This is a genomic window from Coprococcus sp. AF16-5 (assembly GCF_003479365.1).
Lineage (GTDB): Bacteria > Bacillota > Clostridia > Lachnospirales > Lachnospiraceae > Coprococcus > Coprococcus aceti.
Genome location: NZ_QUGZ01000002.1, coordinates 2,501 through 24,710 on the forward strand (window position 1 = coordinate 2,501; position 22,210 = coordinate 24,710).

15 protein-coding genes and 1 riboswitch (1 of these 16 only partly in view) are annotated in these 22,210 nt (G+C 36.4%); all 15 genes read right to left on the bottom strand.

Going from position 1 to position 22,210, the window contains the following annotated elements:
* Positions 1 to 530, bottom strand: the 5' portion of a protein-coding gene (locus DWW70_RS04965) for a Gfo/Idh/MocA family protein (protein ID WP_118649348.1). The gene continues 442 nt to the left of window position 1, outside the view; 530 of the gene's 972 nt are visible here — the first part of the coding sequence; its start codon is at positions 528 to 530; the stop codon falls past the left edge of the window.
* Positions 527 to 892, bottom strand: a complete 366-nt coding sequence (locus tag DWW70_RS04970) for a MurR/RpiR family transcriptional regulator (RefSeq protein WP_082418105.1) — start codon at positions 890 to 892, stop codon at positions 527 to 529. Before DWW70_RS04970 ends, DWW70_RS04965 begins: the two co-directional genes overlap by 4 nt.
* A 277-nt stretch (positions 893 to 1,169) precedes the next feature.
* On the bottom strand, positions 1,170 to 2,543 hold the full coding sequence (locus tag DWW70_RS04975) for an NAD(P)/FAD-dependent oxidoreductase (RefSeq protein WP_118649349.1): 1,374 nt from the start codon (positions 2,541 to 2,543) through the stop codon (positions 1,170 to 1,172).
* 90 nt (positions 2,544 to 2,633) lie between these two features.
* A riboswitch (purine riboswitch) is annotated at positions 2,634 to 2,732 on the bottom strand.
* Between the two features lie 160 nt (positions 2,733 to 2,892).
* Positions 2,893 to 3,462, bottom strand: coding sequence for a helix-turn-helix domain-containing protein (locus DWW70_RS04980; protein ID WP_015534190.1), 570 nt, complete (start codon positions 3,460 to 3,462; stop codon positions 2,893 to 2,895).
* 683 nt (positions 3,463 to 4,145) lie between these two features.
* Positions 4,146 to 4,949, bottom strand: a complete 804-nt coding sequence (locus DWW70_RS04985; protein ID WP_147360138.1) for a hypothetical protein — start codon at positions 4,947 to 4,949, stop codon at positions 4,146 to 4,148.
* 911 nt (positions 4,950 to 5,860) lie between these two features.
* On the bottom strand, positions 5,861 to 6,958 hold the full coding sequence (locus DWW70_RS04990; protein ID WP_158576510.1) for a toll/interleukin-1 receptor domain-containing protein: 1,098 nt from the start codon (positions 6,956 to 6,958) through the stop codon (positions 5,861 to 5,863).
* A gap of 29 nt (positions 6,959 to 6,987) precedes the next feature.
* Positions 6,988 to 9,609 carry an AAA family ATPase gene (locus DWW70_RS04995; protein WP_158576511.1) on the bottom strand — a complete coding sequence of 874 codons (2,622 nt, stop codon included), beginning with the start codon at positions 9,607 to 9,609 and terminating at the stop codon, positions 6,988 to 6,990.
* A gap of 24 nt (positions 9,610 to 9,633) precedes the next feature.
* Positions 9,634 to 11,169 (bottom strand): ATP-binding protein, encoded by a 1,536-nt coding sequence (locus DWW70_RS05000; protein WP_243017680.1) that lies wholly within the window; start codon positions 11,167 to 11,169, stop codon positions 9,634 to 9,636.
* Positions 11,170 to 11,212: 43 nt separating this feature from the next.
* The gene (locus DWW70_RS05005; RefSeq protein WP_118649353.1) at positions 11,213 to 13,201 is read right to left on the bottom strand and encodes an ATP-binding protein; all 1,989 of its coding nucleotides are present in this window, start codon (positions 13,199 to 13,201) and stop codon (positions 11,213 to 11,215) included.
* A 35-nt stretch (positions 13,202 to 13,236) separates the two neighbouring features.
* The gene (locus tag DWW70_RS05010; protein WP_118649354.1) at positions 13,237 to 15,441 is read right to left on the bottom strand and encodes a DEAD/DEAH box helicase; all 2,205 of its coding nucleotides are present in this window, start codon (positions 15,439 to 15,441) and stop codon (positions 13,237 to 13,239) included.
* Entirely contained in the window at positions 15,435 to 17,114 is a 1,680-nt protein-coding gene (locus DWW70_RS05015) for a site-specific DNA-methyltransferase (RefSeq protein ID WP_118649355.1), read from the bottom strand. Before DWW70_RS05015 ends, DWW70_RS05010 begins: the two co-directional genes overlap by 7 nt.
* A gap of 14 nt (positions 17,115 to 17,128) precedes the next feature.
* Positions 17,129 to 19,822 (bottom strand): ATP-dependent helicase, encoded by a 2,694-nt coding sequence (locus DWW70_RS05020; RefSeq protein ID WP_118649356.1) that lies wholly within the window; start codon positions 19,820 to 19,822, stop codon positions 17,129 to 17,131.
* A gap of 87 nt (positions 19,823 to 19,909) precedes the next feature.
* Positions 19,910 to 20,113 carry a helix-turn-helix domain-containing protein gene (locus tag DWW70_RS05025; RefSeq protein WP_118649357.1) on the bottom strand — a complete coding sequence of 68 codons (204 nt, stop codon included), beginning with the start codon at positions 20,111 to 20,113 and terminating at the stop codon, positions 19,910 to 19,912.
* 714 nt (positions 20,114 to 20,827) lie between these two features.
* Positions 20,828 to 21,070 (bottom strand): DUF6061 family protein, encoded by a 243-nt coding sequence (locus DWW70_RS05030; protein WP_118649358.1) that lies wholly within the window; start codon positions 21,068 to 21,070, stop codon positions 20,828 to 20,830.
* Complete coding sequence (locus DWW70_RS05035) at positions 21,067 to 22,194, bottom strand: site-specific integrase (protein ID WP_118649359.1); 1,128 nt, start codon at positions 22,192 to 22,194, stop codon at positions 21,067 to 21,069. The genes DWW70_RS05030 and DWW70_RS05035 overlap by 4 nt, the downstream gene beginning before the upstream one ends.
* Positions 22,195 to 22,210 lie beyond the last annotated feature (16 nt).

Consider the following 22,210-nt stretch of genomic DNA (forward strand, 5'->3'; position numbering starts at 1 on the left):
ATATCCAGCATTGCCCCTCCCGCAAGGTTTCTGTTGAAGAATCGATTGTTCATATCATAGTCTTTGAAGCTTCCAAAATTCATGGTTATGAGATTGACCTTGCCAAGTGCACCCGAGTCCAGTAACTCCTTAAGTTTTCTGTAAATAGGCATATGATAAATAGTCATCGCTTCGCCTATGATCACATTGTGCTGCTCCGCCAGTTCCAGCATATCTCCAAGTTCACCGCTGTTCAATGTTATAGATTTTTCCACAAGTATATGTTTTCCATTCTCTATCGCTCTTCTCATAAACTGTATGTGTGTATTGTGTGGAGTCGTTATATGTATCACGTCCACTTCCGGATCCGTGAACATCTCATTGTAGTCTGAATAAACCTTACCTATGCCATACTTCTCAGCAAATGCCACCGCTTTGTCATACGTCCTGTTACCAACCGCATAAATGTTCCTGCCATTCTTTTTGAGTGCCACTGCCATCTCATTTGCGATAACTCCTGTTCCGAGAACTGCCCATTTGATATCTTTCATGTCTGTTTCCTCCATATATAATTATGTATTTGGATTGTATATACACTTTTATTCGACAGTATTCCTCTCAGAGAACCTTCCATATCATCCACAGATATATGTCCAGATATCTCTCCGTCATCCTTGGCATCCACGAGTTCTCTCGCCAGCGATATCTTGAGATGGTGAAATCCCTTCAGCTCTATTCGTTTGCAGAATCTCGACACCGAGGCCTCGCTGACACCGCACTCCTTTGCCAGCTCCCCGACTGTCATATCCACAACCTTCTTGGGATTCCTAACGATATAATCGCCTATTTTCTTTTCTGTATCAAAGAATGAATCCATAGATGCGCATATCTGATTTATAACTGATCCCTCCATATTTTCCTATTTTCTTTCTTCTTTCGAAAATAATCCATCATATAGCGTCTTCTATACAATGCCACTAATAGTTTTCTTAGTTAAATTTGTTTTCATATTTGTTGCAGACTTTAAATCTATTTTCATGCCATTTACAACTCTACCATTCTTCTCCCATCCAGTCAAACAAATGTATTTTCACTTGAAACTCATTTATCAAATAAAAACAGAGTATCTGGAACCCCTATCACGATACTCTGTTTTGAATGACTTTCTTCTATATAAATATCTATTCGTTTTATTCGCCATGTGCAATATTTCTTGCTACGTATACACCGCTTGCAGATGCGTGTGAAAGGGAGTGTGTTATTCCGCTGCCATCTCCTATGATATACAGCCCCTTGTATCTTGTCTCAAGCTTATCATCTACTTCAACCTCCATGTTGTAGAATTTGACCTCAACTCCATACAACAGTGTATCTTCATTTGCCGTTCCTGGGGCTATCTTATCAAGAGCGTAGATCATCTCGATTATTCCATCCAGAATTCTCTTTGGAAGGACAAGGCTCAGATCTCCCGGTGTGGCATTGAGCGTAGGTGTGATGAACGCTTCCTCTATCCTGCTCTGGGTGGAGCGCTGTCCCCTTATGAGGTCGCCAAATCTCTGCACTATTACTCCTCCGCCCAGCATGTTGCTGAGTCTCGCTATGCTCTCGCCGTATCCGTTGGAGTCCTTGAACGGCTCTGAGAAATGCTTTGCCACAAGGAGCGCAAAGTTTGTATTATCCGTCTGTTTTGCAGGATCCTCATAACTGTGGCCATTTACCGTTATGATTCCATTAGTATTCTCAGTAACCACGGCACCCCTTGGGTTCATGCAGAAAGTTCGCACCTTGTCTCCATACTTCTCCGTTCTGTATACTATCTTGCTCTCATAGAGCTCATCCGTCAAATGTGCAAATATAGCTGCAGGGAGCTCTACTCTGACTCCTATATCTACTCTGTTAGATTTTGTGGGCACATTAAGATCCTTGCACACTGTCTCCATCCATTTACTTCCGCTTCTTCCAACGGATATGATACATTTGTTACAAGCAAATGTACCCTTCTTGCAGCATACACTATATGTTCCATCGTCCATCTTTTCCACCGTTTGTATAGGAGTGTCAAAATAGAAATCCACCTTGTCCTGAAGATATGCATACAGATTCTCTAGAACTATATAGTTGATGTCCGTGCCAAGATGTCTGACCGAAGCATCAAGCAGATGAAGCCTGTTCTGCAGACACACTGTCTTGAATCTTGTGCCGGCAGTGGAATAAAGCTTCGTACCCTCTCCGCCGTACTCCATATTGATATCATCCACATACTTCATGAGGTCTATGGCCTCGTTCTTGCCGATGTACTCATACAGACTTCCGCCAAAGTCATTTGTAATATTGTACTTTCCATCGGAAAATGCACCTGCACCGCCAAATCCGCTCATGATCGAACAGCTATCACATCCCACGCAGCTCTTGATCTTTGTGCCGTCTATCGGACATTTTCTTCTCTTAAGCTCATGTCCAGCCTCAAACACTGCAACCTTGAGATCCGGAGCCTGCTTTGTCAGCTCATATGCAGAAAATATTCCTCCTGGTCCTGCTCCAATAATTATCACGTCATACCTCATACGCGCACCCTCCAAAATCATTTTATATTTTTTGTAAAACCCTATCCATACTCTGTATCCACACACATATTTTTACACAAAAATATAGTTGACCACGGCAATCCATGTCGTAGTCAACTATTATCGGTAGCTGGTAGATACGCCCAACCATATTATGGGCTTATACATATATAATTGTAATTCTTTCGTCATAAAAAATGATTGCACTATTCATATTTACTATATCTCACGCAAAATATCTGTGCTCATGTGGATGCCACAAACTGATCGTCCACATTGCATCCTTAAAAATTATAGCATATTACATTTAGTTTGCGCAAGCGCCCCGTCGCAATGCTCATTATATATATCATAACGATGCTATGATTGCCGCGATGAATGTTCCAAGCAGGATTAATATGCTTATTACCAAAAGCACTTTCATAAGTGTTCTTTTTCGCTTCCTCATGTTTTCTAAAACTCCGGTTGAATAGAACACCGCAACCAGCAACGCACCTATAGCAACTCCCATAAGCGTCCCCATCAAATAATCATAGACCGGAAGATTGTTATCTCTGCTGATCACCATCATCGTCAATCCTGCAATCAGTGAAATCAACCCCACTATGCTAAATATACGCAACCTCATCAACAATGTATTCTTCTCAGTTTCTGCATAATCCGCTACAAGCTGCAATCTCTCTTTCTCTTCCTTATTCATGTCCTCACCCTTCCTTTCTCCATCAATGATATCCCTGATATCAACATCATAGAAATCTGCCAGTTCCACCAGGATACTGAGATCCGGCATATTGCTGCCTGTCTCCCACCTTGACACACTGCGGCTTGTTACTCCAAATCGCTCAGCAAGCTGTTCCTGGGTAAGCTGTTTTTCCTTTCTCAGTTCTCTTAGGAATGAACCGGACTTTTTCTGATCCATATCTGTTGCCTCCTTTCTATTGAACATCAGCCCATTTTAAGTTGCCTTCGGCAAGGGCTGATGCTACATGTCAAGCTTTTGCTAAAAACTTGACACATTCATTGACAGAATAGTGTTTTTCGGGTGTTTTTTACAGGACATGATGCGAGAATTGGCTGTTTTCAGCAAATATGTAAATACACCAGATCACTAAATCAGGTTTAGTCTTTTTTATCATTTTAAGTCCCATACATAAAAATATAGTTGACCACGACATTTTTATTGTCGTAGTCAACTATTATCAGCAGCCGATAAATACCCCAGCCATATTATAGATCTATACGTATTATATTATTGTTTTTCTTCTATATTGCGTCTCTTCTATATAAATAATAATTAGCTATTTTTATAATTACCACCATATCCGGCACCATACTGAGCATTGCCATACGGATTGTAATTGTCATTGCCATTCGCCGGATCATTGTACTGGAAATTGCCATAACCGGGGAGTAGAAATTCTTCATTTACTCCCCAAAATAATATTTAACAATGTTCTATATTATAATTCTTATAAATCTAGCTATTACAATATATAATCTCCAATTATTGAAATTATTTTCAGCTACTATATATCACATTCTATTAGACACACTTTTTATTTTTGTTTCTGCTTTACATTTATTATTTAACGATTCATTTTTTTATTCAGATAAACTACATCTGAATTTTGCTACTATATTATCATCATTCAAGTACTCATCATAATTATACTTGGTTATTTTTTCAAATGCATTTTCTTCCATTATATAAAACTTATTAACGCTATACAGTTTATGAGATTCTAAACTTTCTTTGTATTTCTTATTAAGCTTGTCAAGCATTTCTTTATTATCATCTGTGTTGAGAATAAAGATTTTATTCATTGCAGAAACATTGTTATCATATTCCGAATTATTCTTATCTTTAACTTCAGTTATCTCTGAATATACTTTTACATTTTCTGAATTAACTAATTTTACTATAATATTTTTTATATATGATTCATAATCATCTCTTAATAATAGATTCAAATAATCATCAGTTATAATCTCTTTATCATCTATCTTAGAAACCGTTACTGTTACAATATCACTTTCTGTTAGTCCTTGTGGATAAACTATTAATTGTTCATCTTGTAGCGAGTTTGGAGCAATATAACCTTCATAAATAAATTCTTCATCATATTCACTATCTAAATACTTATATAATTCCTCAATTCTTTTGATTGCAATCCTCTGTGAAGATAACAAATCATCATAATTGGTGGATAATCCCGCTTCCTTTAATATTTTCTTCTGTCTACTTGTTAATTCTACTTGAGAATTCTTCTGTGAATGTTCTGTTTTTATTTTTACACCACACCCTACTAAACATATAATAAAACAACAAATCAAAAATAATGCACTTTTTTTTCGCATGTCGCTATCCTTTCCAAAACTTAATATTATCCTTATCTGTTTTTTCAAATGCTACCCGAGTATCTATAATTGCTTTATGAGTTTCTTTAACTAAAGTATCTAATTGTGTTTGAACATTATCTAAAGTTTCTATAACGTTTTTTATTTTTATTTTTCGACGTTTTTCAACTTTTCCGTGTTGCCCTCATAATTACAGGATGCTACAATCGGGACATGGGTGCTAACCGTCTATCGGTAGCACCTTTTTCTGTATTCACATTAACACGCATCTACGTGTATGTCAAAGTATTTTATCCCCTGTACCCTTAATATCCTATCTGCAAATCTCCTATCCTTAGATCTTCCCTCTGAGGTTTTTATGTCATTTGTCGGGGCAAAGCTCATTTTTTGCTCTAAATTAGGGTCAAAATAGGGTCAAAACCCATTTTTAAGCAGAAAAAAAAGACCTCCGAGGGCAAACCCTCGAAGGTCTGAAAATCCTTTATTTATGCGGTTTATCAGCGATTACTCGATGATAGTTGCAACTCTTCCTGAACCTACAGTTCTACCACCCTCACGGTCTGATTTGGTCGCATTTAGAAACTTATATGTTACGGTTTTTGCCATTTTGTGACTCATTTTATGGGTATTTCACCTATTATTTTTACTTTTTCCGAGGAAAATGTTGCAAATTCATATCACGATAATCCGCTATTTTCCGTTCACCTATGTACTAATATAACATGGGCGAAAAAAGATGTAAATTGGAAATTTTAACAAAATCAGGGTTGTGATACACATTTTAGGGGGGGGCGTGATACACGTTTTTGTGTATCATAGCGTGGTGGGATAAGTTTTAGCATACGGCACCAGTGCCACGATACACAGTGTGATACAAATTTGAGAAAAGTACACTCCGAAAGCCTATTGTGTGTATCTTTACTTAAAATACTTTAACCAGAACTTTCACTTACTAAAACCTACTTTGGCTTATATAGTGAAAACGGCTTATTCTTCTGAAGTAATATGGCATCCTGATCATTTTCTGTTATGTCTGAAATATGCCTATAAACCAACTGCTTTTTATGTATTCCATACTGCGGAAGTGGTTTGATTTCTCCAGTCTTTTCATTCAATACAGCAGGCATTAACATATATTCTCCATATTGATGATATGCATCTTTAAAGTAATTAAATGATTGGAAATTATCCCTAGGATTTGCACGAATTATACGAGATACGTTAAGTATCATCGTCTCGTCCGCAGAAAAACCACCTTTTTCGGCTCGCTTCATAGCTTCATCAATATTATTTCCAACCACTACGTAATATCCTGATGTCTCCCCCGGTACATCTCCTTCTACTAATGCAATCCTTATATCTTCTTTTTTATCATCTCTTCCTATTATCTTTATCCAATCTTCAAAAATCTTAATCGCATATTTTTCATTAACAAACGGCAACAGCAACGCCGGCAACGGCATATATCCTAATACAAAACCTGCCCCACGCCAAACTGCTTTATTCCACGCCTCAATATCTATCATCGAAGTGATAAATAAATTTTTTCTTTCTTTTTCTGGCAATGGTCTCAATTTTCCAAGCGGCGGTTTTTCTTTCGTATTAATGCCTCGCAATCTCCAATATAATCTATCATATCCATTCTCGTTGCTAATATTATAATAAGTGCTTCCCTGAAGCGGAATTGGAATATACTCCAAATCGCTCTCATCAAAAACAACCGGAATATATTTGTTGTTCATTGTATCCGACATATATAATTTCTGATATATGAGATTCCCTTCCCATTTAACACCCCGACCTTTTCCCAGTTCTACATTTCCATATATTTTATCATAATATCCTTTTGAACCAATCACTATAACATAGTCGGCTCTATTTATACTATTTTCCATCCATCTTGGCCAACCTTCAGAAGGAGCCTCTTCATACTGATCCAGAATAGCATCAATTCCTTCTCTTCTCAATTTGTTAGCAAAAGAAAGTACTTGATCTGCAAATGATAATGAATCTTGTGAATAACTTATAAAAACAATGGGGTTCTCTTGTTGTGCCATTACTCTCACCTCCAAATCTCTATTGAACTTCATTTTGTCTCAGCGCTATTTACAATCTTCATATTTCTAATCATATCATCTAACTTAACCAAATGGTCATAAACGCACTTTATATCAGCACGTTCGAACTCCTTTTGTTCATCTTCGAAATGGGTTCCTTTATTCAGGACGCGCCAATTCCCAGCTTCTTTAAGGCTCTTGAGTTCTGCATTAATGTCTTCCATACCTTTTATCTTACCAGTTTTCTTAATCAAACCATCCACTATAGAACTTAAATCTGGTAAACTCTTGGGACTTCTCATCCCTACAGATATCGTCGCATCTGAAGATTTAGCAATTAAATTCCACAGATTATATGAAATACACTCCATTGCTTGTCGACATTTTGAAGCAGCATCTTTTGTTTCATTTTTATTGTACTTATCCTCTGCAGCCATCAATGGCGTTTTTGAATCAGAGTATTCTACTATTACACCTCGTTCCTCTAATGAATCTGCCGGAATAAATTTATACACAATAGCATTTTCTTTTACTCTCTTTTGACCTAACTTATCTTGCAATTTAAAAATGAATTGGTCTCCGTGTGTAGACAATATAATCTGTGTATTTGCAAAATCGGCATGATTCATCAACAAATCCGCTACACCATTTCTATGATCATCATCAATGGCATTTACGATATCGTCAAATATAATAAAGTTTAAATTATCATGCACCGCTTTTGCTAAAAGAATTGACAAGCCCAAAATTTTAATATGGCCTTCACTTAAAACTTGTAACGCTTCCGATGTGCTACCATCAGCAAATGTAATATACATTTTGTCAGAAGTTGCATCCGGTAAAATCAATTCTTCTATCTTTTCAAAATCTGCATCATCATGATTGATTGTATTATAATAATCGACGATTTTCTGTTCTAAATCCTGTGCTACCTGCCTCGGCAACTCATTATTATAATTAACCAAACTACCAATTATCTTATTATAAGCTTCTATAATTTTTACATTAAATTCACAAATTCTTTTTTCTTCGTGAATTTTCTTTATTGTATCCTCGCTTTGTTCATCAAACTCCTTAATCTCTTTTTGGCATCTCTTTATTATCTGCTCCTTTTCATTCATCTGAGTTTTTAATGTCACAAGTGCATTTCTTACAGCACTAAGCTTTGCAACTTGTTGATCATATTCAGAATTTGATTTGTTTGCCGCCTTATTGTATTCTTCTATTTTGTTTCGGGCAACTATCTTGTCAAATCCCTTTAATTCTTCACAAAATTCAAACCACTTACTCACAGTATCCACATACATTCGAATATCTTCCAATTCTACGGAAACCATATTGTCTGTTTTTATTTGTAATAGTTTAAAAAATTCTTGATTTCCCGAAATAAAATCTAATATCTCACGAATGTTCTCCCTAGCATTTTGAGCGGCATCATTGATTTTTTTCTGTATCAGTTCTATTTCAGTAAATGTTTTTAACTGCTCTTTAGCATATTCATATGGATTTCTTTCAGCATTAGCCAAATTCGTTCCACAAGCAGGACAATTCGTTGTTTCTTCCAATTCAGATATAATCTCATACAAATTTTTATAATTTACCTGCAGAGCCATATCCGATAATTTGTTTCTATTTTCATTAACAATTTTAAGATTTTTCTGCAATTTTAAAATATAATTTATAAAGCTTTCAATATGTTCTACCGGTATTGGAGTAACATACTGTTTATCTCGCTCTGCAATTTTTACAGTCAAAATACCTGTCGTGGGATTCTCAAGATAATCTAACGCACTGTCAACCTCTGTTATTTCCCGTTTTTTAAGTTTTGCAATTTCTTCTACAAGCAAATCTCTAATTCTATTTAATTCATCTTTGCTTTCTTGAAGTTGTTTTTCTTTAGAATCTCTCGATAGCTTTTTTTCTTCAAATAGTTTCTCCGTAACAGAACTTGTTGTTAAATATTTCTCATCAAAATTTGTCGTGAACCCTTGTACAAACTCGTTAAAGGCTGATAGTCCAAATAAAGCAGCTATTCTCTCACTCTGATTCTTAGAATTCAATACACTAATATGAGAAAAATCAGCAATTCTATTTTTTTCTACAAATGCGAATCTGTATGCATCATAATCAATTATGGCTTCATCTTCCGAGCCATCCTCATATGTACAAGTAATCGTAGGCTTTTTTCCTTTTTTAGTCGCAGTATTTTTGATGTAAGTAGATAGTTTAATTTTATTTGCATCTGCTTCTTCAATAACACCAAGCAAACTGTATTCCAAAGCTTCACTAAAACTGGATTTTCCAGAACCATTAGGTCCATAAAGGAATACATACTGCTTATCAAGATTAAATGTTCGACTCACTGAAAAACCTCTAAATGAATCTACTTCTAAGCCATTTAATTTCTTTATCTTCTTTGTATTCATTTCCGATCCAAATGATAAAGTCTCAATAGTTTTATCACATACGCCTTGCTTCTCACCGATATACTCCACAAATTTATTAGCTCTTTTACCACCAGCAGTCCCGCCAGCTTCTATAAGAGTTTCATAATGTTTTAGTAAAATATTGACCAATGTTATATCGTATTCATTCAGTTCTTCTAATGTTTCCGACCAACGTTTCAACTCTCTGCCTACAATTTCACTCATTTGTACCATCTCCAATACCTTATATTAATTCGCATTAATTTTTTTATACATCTTACCTTTCGTACTACCGGTACTCTCAATCAGTCCCTGTTCCGTCATATCCTTAAGCAGTACTTTAATTCTTGATTCCTTAACACCTGCAATACTTTCGAATTCATAAGCTTTATACCACTTATCAGGCTGCATAGCATTCAAAATAGCATCGTATTTTTCCTGTGTTTTTTTCGTCACTTTTTTTTCGCCACTTTTTTTCGTCACTTTTTTTTCGCCACTTTTTTTCGCCACTTTTTTTCCGCCACTTTTTTCCGCCACTTTTTTTACAAAAGGAAGTGACAGTATCGTTCTATCCGGATCAAATCTCTCTTCAATCACCGGTTCTTCCCAGCCTTCATCTGCCCAAACATTAAAGATATTCGGCACACCACTTCCAGCTCGTTCACCAATATTGATGAGATTAAACATTTTCATAAGAGCCTTGTTTCTTGGATCGGATTCGCCACCAAGACGCATCTGCTTTTTACCCGTTCTGACATAGCCCGGATTTGCCAAAATCATCTTGTCCGGTTCCTTGCGAACAACAACACCTCGCAATCCGTGATAATCTGCATTAATCAGGCAGTTTGCCAAAGCTTCACGGAGTGCCTTGTGCACCGGAGTGTCGTCAATGCGTTCACCTCCGACCATTTTGAAAGGTACCTTAATGTCTTTAATAATCTTGTTATAAACTCTAAAATAAAAGTCACACACGTTTCCGGACCATTCACCGGAACTGGACTGCAATCTGTCGCTCCAGCGTGTTGTAGAATCTAACTCTTCCCTGTAGTCCAAAAAATACTCAGGGAAGTGGCGTACAATGTTATATTCGTCCCCAAACATCAGCATACCTGCTGCCGTAGGATGCAACTTTCCGTCTTCCTCTGAAATAGCAGCCGCACCAATGCTTCTCAAATACTCATGATCGCTCAGACGCTCAAAGGGATGTCCCTCTTTTAAAGAGCGATGGCTGTTGCGATATCCATGAATGGTATCATAATTCAAATCTTCCATCGGAACCTTATCAAGCACTTCCATATCCATAGTACGCTCGGTCTGATCACGGAGCATGGTCTTTACCTGCAATCTGGTACAATGATAATCGCCCTCATAATTACGGCGGAAAGTGCCATTAAAAATATCATTGTTGATGTATACCGGCTTCTGCTCACGCTTCGCCATGGGCACATAAATAACCATAATGACATCTTTATTGTCACCGACTTCATACATCTCTACGTCATCTTCCGACAGGAGATTAATATTCACTTTCTTAGAATTGTTGATGGTATCCCAAAAGTCTTTTCGGAGCTTGGACGCATTCTGAAGACCGGTAGTTTTCCAACTGCCATCTTTTTCTTCTTTGACACCAAGAATAATAACACCGCCATAGCAATTTGCAAAAGAAGAATATGTGTCCCACAAAGATATTGGTAAACCACCATTTGCTTTCTTCACTTCTCTTCTGTTGTCTTCTCTGTATTCATCAAATTGTGAAAGGTCAAAAGTATTCTCCAAAAATCTCATCTCGCTTTCTATTTTGCAAAATATAGATTCTAATTATTAACTGCTAAATTCCCAATTTTTCAAATAAAACTTTATTTCGTTTTTCGGCATCCAAAATAAGTTTATTGTATGAAATAAGTTCTATATATGCGCGCTTCTTTTCATGATATTTATACATCCCTAGCTTATCCGGAGTTTCAATAAAATCCCTATCTTCTGCAACTTTAATCATTTTTGGGGTCAGATCACATACAGCATATAGATAAAACTGAGTATTACTACCAACCTTAATGAGTCTTCCATTTTTATCCGTCACTTTATTCGTACATAGTTTATCTACATATCCTAATAGTTGTTGAATGGGATTTTCTTTTGCATCATAATCATCACGCATTGGTCTTTTCAACTCAAATATAACTATTGTTTCAAATTCTCTTCCTGTATTATTTTCGTCTGATAATGCTATTGGATGATCTAACATCAAAATATCAGTACGCTCCTCTTTAGGATTATTATCAAACGGAATATCAGAAGAAATATATTCACAATATGCCAATCTTTCATCAATCAGCCATAAATTATGCGCTTCATACTCAATGTCTTCTGAAGTTTTTCTCATCGGATAAATTAAATTATGGATATAAGACTCTTTGTTAAATCTTCCATCCTCTTTCAGATGAATTCCTTTTCGTAACATCTCTAGAATAATTTTCCTATGATAGACATATTCTGCAAGTGCCGACTTATTTGCTTCACTTATCTTCTCAAATTGTTCCTTGAATTTTTGTTCATATTGTCCTAAATCATCTATACCAGTTGACATTTTATCCAGCATATCTTGATTTTCTTTTTTTAATTCCACATCAAATTTTCTTTTAATTCTATATAGTTCTTCGTCAAGTTTCGCATCACTTAATGTAGGTTTAATCGCATTTATTGAATCAGGCATATACTTCAACAAATGACCAAATTGCGGTGCACTACTCGAAATATATTTTCGTATTCTTGCATCTTTTTTTTCACGAACTTCTAATAAATAATCTTTTAAATACTCTTCAACCTGTTCTTTTGCCTTTGAAACAATATCATCCATGGATATATCATCTTCACCTGCAGTTTCTGAAATATCAAATGAAGTTCTATTCATTTCAACGTTATCATCCAAATATTTTCCTGTTAATATTCCTACATAATAGAACCCCTTATCATCATATATATTTTTATCCAAATCGACTAAAGTTTTATCTAGATCCACAGGTTTTACCATTCTATCATTAGCATATAGATAAATCTTACTTCCACCAACAGATGCATCTTGGATTTTAGCATTTACTAAAGAGAATTTTTCAGTTCCAACAACAAAATTAATCGGATTATCCTCTCTCTTTATTCGTTTTTCAAACATATCATTAATACAATATCTTTCATCATCAATAACACTAATAATCGGGCAATTCGGAGACATAAGATATATCATGCAATGCTGCATAATTTTTGTTGCTATAACTTCTGGGCTTTTTCCAACATGCTTCCTATATACTGGTTTATAATCAATTAGTTCTACCGTTGTACAATAATCTCTTTCTTCTACTTCTTTTAATGAATCATCAATATCCAATTTATCTATTGAGAATTCAAACTCTCTCTTTACCCATGTATCATCATCTTTATAAATACTAGTAATTTTTGTATTATCAAATGCCTTTAACCACGAAAATCTACCAACTCCTTTTCCTCCTTTTTCTGCACGATATGTAGAGTCAGACTGCAAAAAAGATTTCATGTTATTGTCGTCTAATCCAATGCCATTATCTGAAATACTGAAACCAATTATTTCATTTATTGTACTATTTATTCCTTCCACTGGAGCAATTTCCTGCGGTTCTCGTATTATCTTTATATCGATTTTCCCCTTAAAATTCTCACGTTCCATCCTTTCTTCAATAGCATATATTGAATTCACAACCGCCTCAAACAAGGGAATTAGTGGTTGTGTTTTTGGCAAATCAAAATTCTTTACTCTACCAGCTAGGTCAATTGTAAATCCTGCCATAACAGCCTCCTATATCTCGATTCAGGTAATCGATATTAAAATTTTTCCTCAATCGCTACCCAATGTTCATCTGCCATACTTTCCGCAAACTCAGTATTATTAATATACAACTGTTCATCTTCATCCCTTACAAATCCCCATTTGAGACCATACTGTTCTGCATAACGCTTAAATGCTAAGAATTTATTACCCATTTGCATATCAATATTTTTACTGTGTCCGGAAGCCTCGCCACCTTTTGTTTCAATAAGCCATGTTTCTCCGTTTTCTTTCTGCACAATGTAATCCGGATAAAACAACCACTGTTTCTGCAATGCATCCGTGTATACGATTGACAAATACTGCTGCCCGGCATCTCCATTCTTGTAAAACCACTTCACCTCACGATTATTTTCGCAGTAACGCTCAAATAATCTCTCAGGTAAAGATCGTGTTCTATCGGTACAAAATGCTGTTGTATATTTCCAATATGCATATAAGCGGAATTCTTGTTCTTTCTTAACTTCACTGAACTTATACATCTCTTGTTCCGGAATTGTGAACGTATCTGTCTTAGGTTCCAAAACAAAAGATTGCTGAACATTCATCTGACTGGTAACATGTTTAAAATCCATTTTTAACTTCTGCGTATTGTTAATAATAAATGCATAAAAAGCGTTCGTATCTAATGCAAGAAATTTATATTTATTATTCTTTCCTTTTCGAAACATTCTTTCCAGAATCGCCTTTACCTTTTGTGATTGCATACCGGTTACCTTTTTTATTTCATCTATCGCATGCAGCAAATATATACCATGCGTATGAGTGTTCACCTGCGTTTTCATCACAATTTGTCGTTGTGCATCCTGTTTTGTCAATTCCTCCGTTGTACGAAAAATTCCTCGCAAAATGTGACTATCAATTTCTTCATCAAAATTATAGCCTGCTCCTGCCAAATTAACTTTGTTATTTTCTTTATTCCCAGTTAATGAATAAGTAATTTTAAAGTATTCATGTACTTTTAGCAAGGTTTCACGTTCGCCCAAGCCATCGTAATCCAAATTACGCAATTCTTTGGTAAGCGAAAATCCTTTTACTTCATCTTTCAAGAATAAGCGCCGCAACTGATATGCCTTATCCAAGGAAGATAATACCCCTTCCTTATACTTTGTATCCAGCGTATACAAATAACAAAAGTCCAATACATTTATACCATAATGCTTTCGTTCCGGCATTCTTCTTATACGTCCAATCGTCTGAATCTGAAATTCCTCACTTCCACCTTCTCGCAACTTAACAAGTATCTTTGCCCGAGGACAATCCCATCCGGTAGATATAGCTTGCTTCATAAGCAAAAATGCAGGTGTACCATCTAAAGCGGTTAAATCGTCTGCCACCATCTTGTCGTCACTCATCCAAATATTAACCATTCCATTGTCATATGTATATCCCAGGGACTCCAGTTTTTCCTCAACAGCTTTAATTGTTTCAGATTGTCCGGCAGGAAACTGAATCAAAACAAGCGGACGTATATTAGCTCCTACCAACTTATAATTTTCTGCAATTTCTTTACGCTTCTCATCTGCCAAATCAAGTAGATAGTCATAATCATTTACTATCTGTTTATCCTCATCTACACCTTCATTCACATAAATTGCACGTGTAATCAGCCCGGCATTTATAACCTCATCTTCCGGTATTTCATAATACTCCTGATGACTGACTTTATTTGCTGTCGCAGACACACGTATAATATTCTTTGCTGCAAAAGCATTTATAATATCATTCGCCTTGCTGGTATTATTAGTATGTTCCTCATCAATGATAACTACAAAGTTTGTTCCCTCTTTGTGGGCATCTGCAATTCTATCAAACAGATTTTGTCTCTCACCATCCTTAAGTGCATTATTTCCACGCTTAGTTACAAGTTCCCAATTGATAAAAGTGATGCTTCCCGGCGTGAAACCAGTTAGTAAGGAATACAATAAATTTCTCGTATCTCTCTGTGGTGTAATGCGTTCCATTTGTTCCTTACTTTGTTCTTCCAAGTCTCCTTTACCCGGACATAGCCAAACAAATGCTGTATTATTATCTGTATTGTTCAAATATTCATCAATATATTTAATCAGAATAATTGTCTTTCCCGCACCGGTGGGAGCCTTGACAGTAATCACTTTCTTGCTATCTCGTTCTACCGTCTTTTGAATCAAGAAGTCGACGCAATCATTCTGAAACTCAAAATCTTTTATCCCTTTTACCATAATTCTCCCGCCTCTCTTAATTCAAAAGCGAAATAATAGTCAGGTATTGTATACATATCCGCTGCTCCAAAAAGCACCTCTTGCGATGCGGTTAGTAACACATCTTGAAATACATAAATCGCTTTAATCTCGTTATATTCAGACCATTTTTTTTCTAATTCATCAGCCTCATCATCACTCATAATCATGATATAAGAATTATCATCAATTTTAATACCATGTTCTAATTGAATCATTTCGGTCACATGATCTAGCAAAGCGTCTGCTAAATACTCTTCGGATTTTGATACAAAATCTGTATGGTAATACTTTAGATTTGCCGGAATACCTTCCGAATATATACTTCCATCCTGTCTTTTACCATTAATAACTGTTTTAATTCTTTGATATGTTATATCTTCACAAATATTGTTTTCGTTATTCGTACAGAGAATAAACTTACGATGTCCTCCATCCTCCTTATTCAACTCCAAAACTGCTTGTGCTGTAGTTCCTGAGCCAGCAAAAAAATCAAGCACAGTTACATTTTTTTTAACCATTCTTTGAAGTAACCATTTAATCAATTTAACGTCTTTGGGATAAGAAAATGCCACATTTTCAAATAATTGTTTTATAGTTTTTGCCCCCTGCGTACTTGAAAATTCATCTATAATACCCATTGGCCTATTGGTTCTTTTAATAATATTCCCTTCATTATCACAATTAAGATATTGTTTCGTATAGACAGTCCAAATTCCCTTTGCGTCCTTTTTTATCTCTATAAATCCATTTTTTAACCCCCACATGTATTTATCCTTTGACCATCTCCAACATGCTTTCTTACCACTATTATTATCTTTTGGATTAATATATGTATGATCAGGAGTTTCTATTGGATAATCTAGTGATTCTGAATACTGAATTGAACCCATACCCAACTTCTGTAGATAATACTTACCTCTGATCCTCTCATATTCATCACTACATTTATAACGTTCCTCATTACTTATATTTACTCCAGCTATCTCTATCATTGTAATATCTTTGGCGTAAACCAAAATATATTCATGTTTTATCCTGAATAGCTTACTATCCGAACTACCGCCACCTTCCTTATTGGCCCAGACCAAATTCGCAACAAAATTATTATCTCCAAATATTTCATTGCATAGCAAACGCAAGTTAGCTTGTTCAACATCACTAATACTAACAAAAATTAAACCATCGTCTGTTAATAAATTTCTGGCTAAATTAAGTCGCAAAGACATAAAAGATAGCCACTTACTATGGCAATAAGTGTCCTCTTTAACCACAAAAGCATCATCATACACAAAGTCTTTGTTTCCTGTATTATATGGTGGATCAATATAAATAACATCCACTTTTCCTCTATGCGTTTTCTCAAGCAAATGTAAACTATGCAAATTATCCCCTTCCAACAGGAAATTATAGTCCTCGCCCGGTGCCATACATATTTCGCGTTCTTTTACTTCCGTAAAAACCGGAATATTATCACGCATCATTACATCAACAGCTTCCTCATGCTCTTCCCATACAAGTCCATAGCGTTTTGATAGCAGTTCTTTTTCAATCTGATTTATTGCAATCAAAGACTCATCATCGCTATGCTGTTCTTTTAAAGTTTCCAAAAACTCTATCATTTTATCCCGACGGATTTTAGACAAATTGCTCATACGTTTCTCCTGTTCTATACTTCATATTCCTGTTTTTCCTTTTTACTCAAACACAAGTAGTTCAAGTAACACTTCTGACATTTTCCCTTGCTACATTTTCGTGGCAAATCATTGTTTCTAATATTTGAAGCAGCATCTCTGATATCACGACTTACATTCTCAAGCAATCCTTCAGTTACTCTCTGACGTTCACTTTCAGAATTATCCAAATTATAGATTTCCAAATAATCTGCAGTTTCCCCAGTTAGTTTTTGATATCCCAATGCATATATTTTTAACTGTTCTGCATTTATACACTCTGTAACCTCTCGACTAGCCGTTTTAAAATCAACGATATAAGTTTTCTCTTCACCGGATATTTCACGACGTTTTACCAAGTCAATCCGTCCATTTACCTTTATTCCATCTCCCATATCCAGTTCAATATCCGCCTCCGCCATTGTTATATTTGCAAAATCATCCTGATTTTTAGTTACATATCCAGCTATGGATTTTTTTGCACCTTCCAACATGTTGTCTTGTAGCTTAGGATTTGCATAAGGTAAGTAAAAGCTGTCATTCACAATCTGTTCAATATCCTCAGATGACAATGTTTCTCCACTTAAGAATCTTCTATGTATATTCATAACAATCTCATGCATTGTCTTTCCATACCCTAACGCTGGTACAATAGGTTGTACAAATCCGTAAAACATGGATAACTTAAAACGGTATGCACAGTCAAAGTAATCCTGTAATATAGAAAAATTAAGATTGAGTGGGGCTGCATCCTCGCTCATAGGCGGAATATGGTTCCCTGTATATACCATTTTTTCATCAAAGCCAAGCATATATGGAGATTCTTTCGCTTCTACCATAAACTCTGATACTTTCTTTTCTCTTGCATTTCCAGGAGATCGGGTTAGGAATAAAAACTTCTTTGCGCGCGTAATAGCAACATAAAACAATTTACGTTCCTCTTCTACGCCTCCTGCAAATCTATCTGCATTTGGAATCCAATCCTTTTCTATCACATGCCAAATACTCTTTCCTCCCATCTTTGCTGACGGAAAGTTATTATGATTCATCTGTGGAATAAAGACCGCAGTAAACTCCAATCCTTTGGATTGATGCACTGTCATAATATTCACCGCATCTGGTCTAATATATGTATTCGCAATATGTCCTTCTGGATAATATCCATCTGCGGTGTATTTTAAGAAATTACAAAAGCTACTAAGCTTATTAGCAGGTATTGTGGTGTAATAAATCGTTTCAAAATCATTAATTACCTGACTAAACTTTCCTAAATTATATAAAATAATCTCTGATGAATTGCTCTCATCTACAATTGATATTCTACGTAAAAAATCATGATATACCTTCTGTAATACAAACTCTCCATAGAATTTTTTGGATTTTACATCAATTACATTTAGCGTAGCAATTGCTTCTGCTATTTCCTTTTCATCTAATTCATAATCTATACTTTTCCAAAGCTGAAATAATTCCATCATTCCGATTGTACCGGCAAGATAATCAAATATTCCCTTTGCCGCCTGACATTCGGCAGTGCTGAACAGCTCATTTACGCCTTCAATAATGTATGGTATCTCATACTCGTCAAACATTTTGGCAATATCCGGTCCATGCTTACGTTTTCGAAGCAGAACAGCCATCTCAGAGTATTTAACACCCGAATCATGTAATGCCTTTATACGCTTCGCAATGAATTCATATTCTTCATCGCACTCATCAAACTCCCTATAAACCGTATCGCCTTCTTCATATTTTATGAGTTTTCCTGATTCCATTACCTTCGGTAAGCGCTTTTCATTATTTACAATAACACGCTTTCCAATATCGACAATCGCTTCTGAACTCCTATAATCTGTTCCCAAAACAATATACTTATTGATTCCATATCTTTCTCTAAAAGTGAGTATATTCTCCGGATCACTTCCTCTAAACTGATAAATCGTCTGATCATCATCACCAACTATGCACAGATTACATCCACCTTGTTTGATAAAGTGAATCAACCTTTCCTGTATTGGATTTGTATCCTGATACTCATCTACTGTCAGATACTTTATCTTACTTAAGATGATATCTGCGAAATCCTTATTGTTTTCCAACTGATTAAGCATCTCCTGCATAATCAAAGAATAGTCAAAATAATTCTTTCTATAGAATGTGTCTTTGTATTTATCAACTGCAGCTCTTGTTTTTTCATCCCACTTGTCTCTTTCAAACCAATTTTCATTTAATGTACTAATTACACTCAAGAATAAATTGGTCTCTGTATATATTTTCAACCCCAAATCCGGCATACCACAGAAGTTATAATTTTTCTCAATATATAGCTTCGTCTTAATTTCATCTAAAACTGTAAATTTCTGAAACTGAACAATATATTCCTGTAACATCTTCAAGCAGAAACCATGTATTGTACCAATATACATATTGGCAAAGCCCTTCGTATTTTCCAACACTGCTTCACCATATTTATAAACCCTGCTCTTTAATTCTTCTGCTGCTTTCTCCGTAAATGTAAATGCAACAATATTCTCAGGCAAAATATCTGGATTTGATTTTAAAATATTAATAACCCTACGGGTAACAACACCGGTTTTACCGGCACCTGCACATGCAATTATTTCCAAGTCCTCATCAATAGTTTTTACCGCTTCAATCTGATTATCAGACAGATTTTCAAACAAATCCATTGGTTATCCTCCTTGCCAAGTCTAAAAAATTAAAGACTATTTATTCAACATATAAGTATACAGGAAATGGTGTCCAAAAATCCGGACTCATTCTTTCACATATTCCATAATATCTCCATAGTCCACATCAAGCGTCTTGCAAATCTTGCCCAGCACACCCAATGTCACTTCTTCATCTCTCCTAAGCTTCGTCATTGTATTAGGTGCTATTGCTGCCTGCTTCCTCAAATCCGCTTTGCTCATTTTTCTATCCACTAATAACTTCCATAATCTGTTGTATGATACAGCCATAATGTGCCCTCCATCATGCATCAAAAAGTATCAAAATTCTATTAAACATTATAACATAAGCTTTTTTCATCTTCAAGAAACCTTCGCATAACCTTGCGATGTTTTAAAAGTTCATTCAGGCTCTTCTCACACGATATTTTCCGCTGTTTAATCTCTTACTTGTGCAAAACGAAATTCCCCCTACTCCTTATTTGTCCCATTTCTCAGTTTTTCTTCTCGCCTCTTCCCGTCCTTCGCCAGATACGCACTTTGTGCCCACAAGCCCCTTTGTGCATTCGGTTAAGGGGCAAAGCCCCCTAAAACCCCGTTTCCATATAGGTGCTCCACTTTTTGGAGCCATATCATCAAAATAGCTCCACTATTTGGCGTCACTTTTCAAAAGATGCTCCATTTTTTGGAGCCACTACAAAATTATCAAAATATCTATCATCTGATGGTGCTCCACTTTTTGGAGCCATTTTTACAAAAGTGCTCCATTTTTTGGCGTCACTTGCTAAATGGTGCTCCAAAAAGTGGAGTACCTCTGTTATATCCAAAGGGTTTTAGGGATTTTTCCCTAACCAGTACAGCATTTTGCACCGGATATCCAAAATGCGTATCTGGCAAAAGACACTTCTAAACTTACCTGCATCATTTTACGACATAAGAATACCATTTCAGAAAATAGCAAAACCGACTGGATTTCTCCAGCCGGTCCTCACCCCGCTTGTCTTTCTACCATACACCCAAGTCATCTAACGCATCCAACCACACCTGTATTTCCCCGCTAAGCATTAACCTCACATACTCCACCGGGTCATCTAGCGCCAGTGCATCCATCCGTCCTTGGGAGTTTGGAGTGGTCCGAAGACCCTGCTCCCATTTCCCACAGTCAAGACTTATGATGTGATTGGTATCGTAGTGAACCACATTCACCGTGTTATTCTGCTCGTTGTAAAATCCTCTTACCATTCTCATGACCATCCACCTGCCTTTCGAAAACGCATCTCTGTTGCCATATCCACTAGATTGCCTTCCGGTTCCCCGGTAGCCTCCGCATTGAGTAAATCTGCCACCTGCTTCTGCTTATTCGGATAAAGGTGTCCGTAGATATTCATGGTCGTATTCACAGAATCACGTCCCACCCGCTGAGCGATTACCAACGGTTGCATCCCCTTCTCAATTAACAAAGCAATGTGCGAATGGCGAAGGTCATGCACACGGATAGGTTTTAGTTTCGCCTGCTCCGTCTTTTGTTTCATCTTCTTTTGAATTGCCCTGTCCGTGATAGGGAAGATTCGGTCCTCCGGTGTCACTCCATATTGTCTGTCCACAAAATCCTTCATCTCCTCTGCCAGAAACTTCGGAATAGTAATCTTGCGATTAGAGCTCTCTGTCTTCGGTGGTGTAATATAATCTGTCTGATTTCTCCTGTAATAGGTCTTGGAGATGTTCACCGTCCCGCTTTCAAAATCAATATCCTCGCTGGTAAGTGCCAGCAGCTCCCCTACCCGGCATCCAAGCCAGAATAACATCTGAAAGATAATTCGGTACATCTCCTCATCCGAACTAAAACCTTGTATAAACTGTTCGTACTCATCCTTGGTCCAGAAGTTTAACTCTTTAGCATTCGGACGCCCCATTTTATCCACCTTCTTACAGGGATTGTCTTTCAGATCATAGAACTTCTCTGCGTGGTTAAAAAGTGCTGTCATCTGGTTCTGTATCATTCTCAGATACGTTGGCTTGTAATCCTGATTCAAAAGCGCATTCTGCCACTTGATGATATCCACCGCAGTAATTTCATTCATCTGTTTCTCACCAAAGTAAGGAATGATTTTGGTTTCAAACAATGTCCGCTTCGTCATTATGGAACGCTCCTTCAGTCTCGGTGCCTTATCCTCAAAGTACACTTCTACAAAAGAAGCAAACTTCATGTCCATACTGGCACTCTGCTTCTGTAAAAAATCACGTTCCCACTGCCGGGCATCCTTCTTGGTAGCAAATCCGCGTTTCATCTTGGATTTACTCTCACCAAGCCAATCCTTATAGTTGCACTTGCAAAACCAAGTGTTTCGTTTCTCGTCCTTATAAACCGGCATACTCATTACCTCTCTT

What these genes read in the sequence shown, in the direction of transcription:
- DWW70_RS05015 (WP_118649355.1), bottom strand. Translation starts at nt 17,114, where the DNA reads ATGAGCAATTTGTCTAAAATCCGTCGGGATAAAATGATAGAGTTTTTG.
- DWW70_RS05035 (WP_118649359.1), bottom strand. Translation starts at nt 22,194, where the DNA reads ATGCCGGTTTATAAGGACGAGAAACGAAACACTTGGTTTTGCAAGTGC.
- DWW70_RS05000 (WP_243017680.1), bottom strand. Translation starts at nt 11,169, where the DNA reads ATGAGATTTTTGGAGAATACTTTTGACCTTTCACAATTTGATGAATAC.
- DWW70_RS04970 (WP_082418105.1), bottom strand. Translation starts at nt 892, where the DNA reads ATGGAGGGATCAGTTATAAATCAGATATGCGCATCTATGGATTCATTC.
- DWW70_RS05030 (WP_118649358.1), bottom strand. Translation starts at nt 21,070, where the DNA reads ATGAGAATGGTAAGAGGATTTTACAACGAGCAGAATAACACGGTGAAT.
- DWW70_RS05005 (WP_118649353.1), bottom strand. Translation starts at nt 13,201, where the DNA reads ATGGCAGGATTTACAATTGACCTAGCTGGTAGAGTAAAGAATTTTGAT.
- DWW70_RS05010 (WP_118649354.1), bottom strand. Translation starts at nt 15,441, where the DNA reads ATGGTAAAAGGGATAAAAGATTTTGAGTTTCAGAATGATTGCGTCGAC.
- DWW70_RS05020 (WP_118649356.1), bottom strand. Translation starts at nt 19,822, where the DNA reads ATGGATTTGTTTGAAAATCTGTCTGATAATCAGATTGAAGCGGTAAAA.
- DWW70_RS04990 (WP_158576510.1), bottom strand. Translation starts at nt 6,958, where the DNA reads ATGGCACAACAAGAGAACCCCATTGTTTTTATAAGTTATTCACAAGAT.
- DWW70_RS04975 (WP_118649349.1), bottom strand. Translation starts at nt 2,543, where the DNA reads ATGAGGTATGACGTGATAATTATTGGAGCAGGACCAGGAGGAATATTT.
- DWW70_RS04980 (WP_015534190.1), bottom strand. Translation starts at nt 3,462, where the DNA reads ATGGATCAGAAAAAGTCCGGTTCATTCCTAAGAGAACTGAGAAAGGAA.
- DWW70_RS04995 (WP_158576511.1), bottom strand. Translation starts at nt 9,609, where the DNA reads ATGAGTGAAATTGTAGGCAGAGAGTTGAAACGTTGGTCGGAAACATTA.
- DWW70_RS05025 (WP_118649357.1), bottom strand. Translation starts at nt 20,113, where the DNA reads ATGGCTGTATCATACAACAGATTATGGAAGTTATTAGTGGATAGAAAA.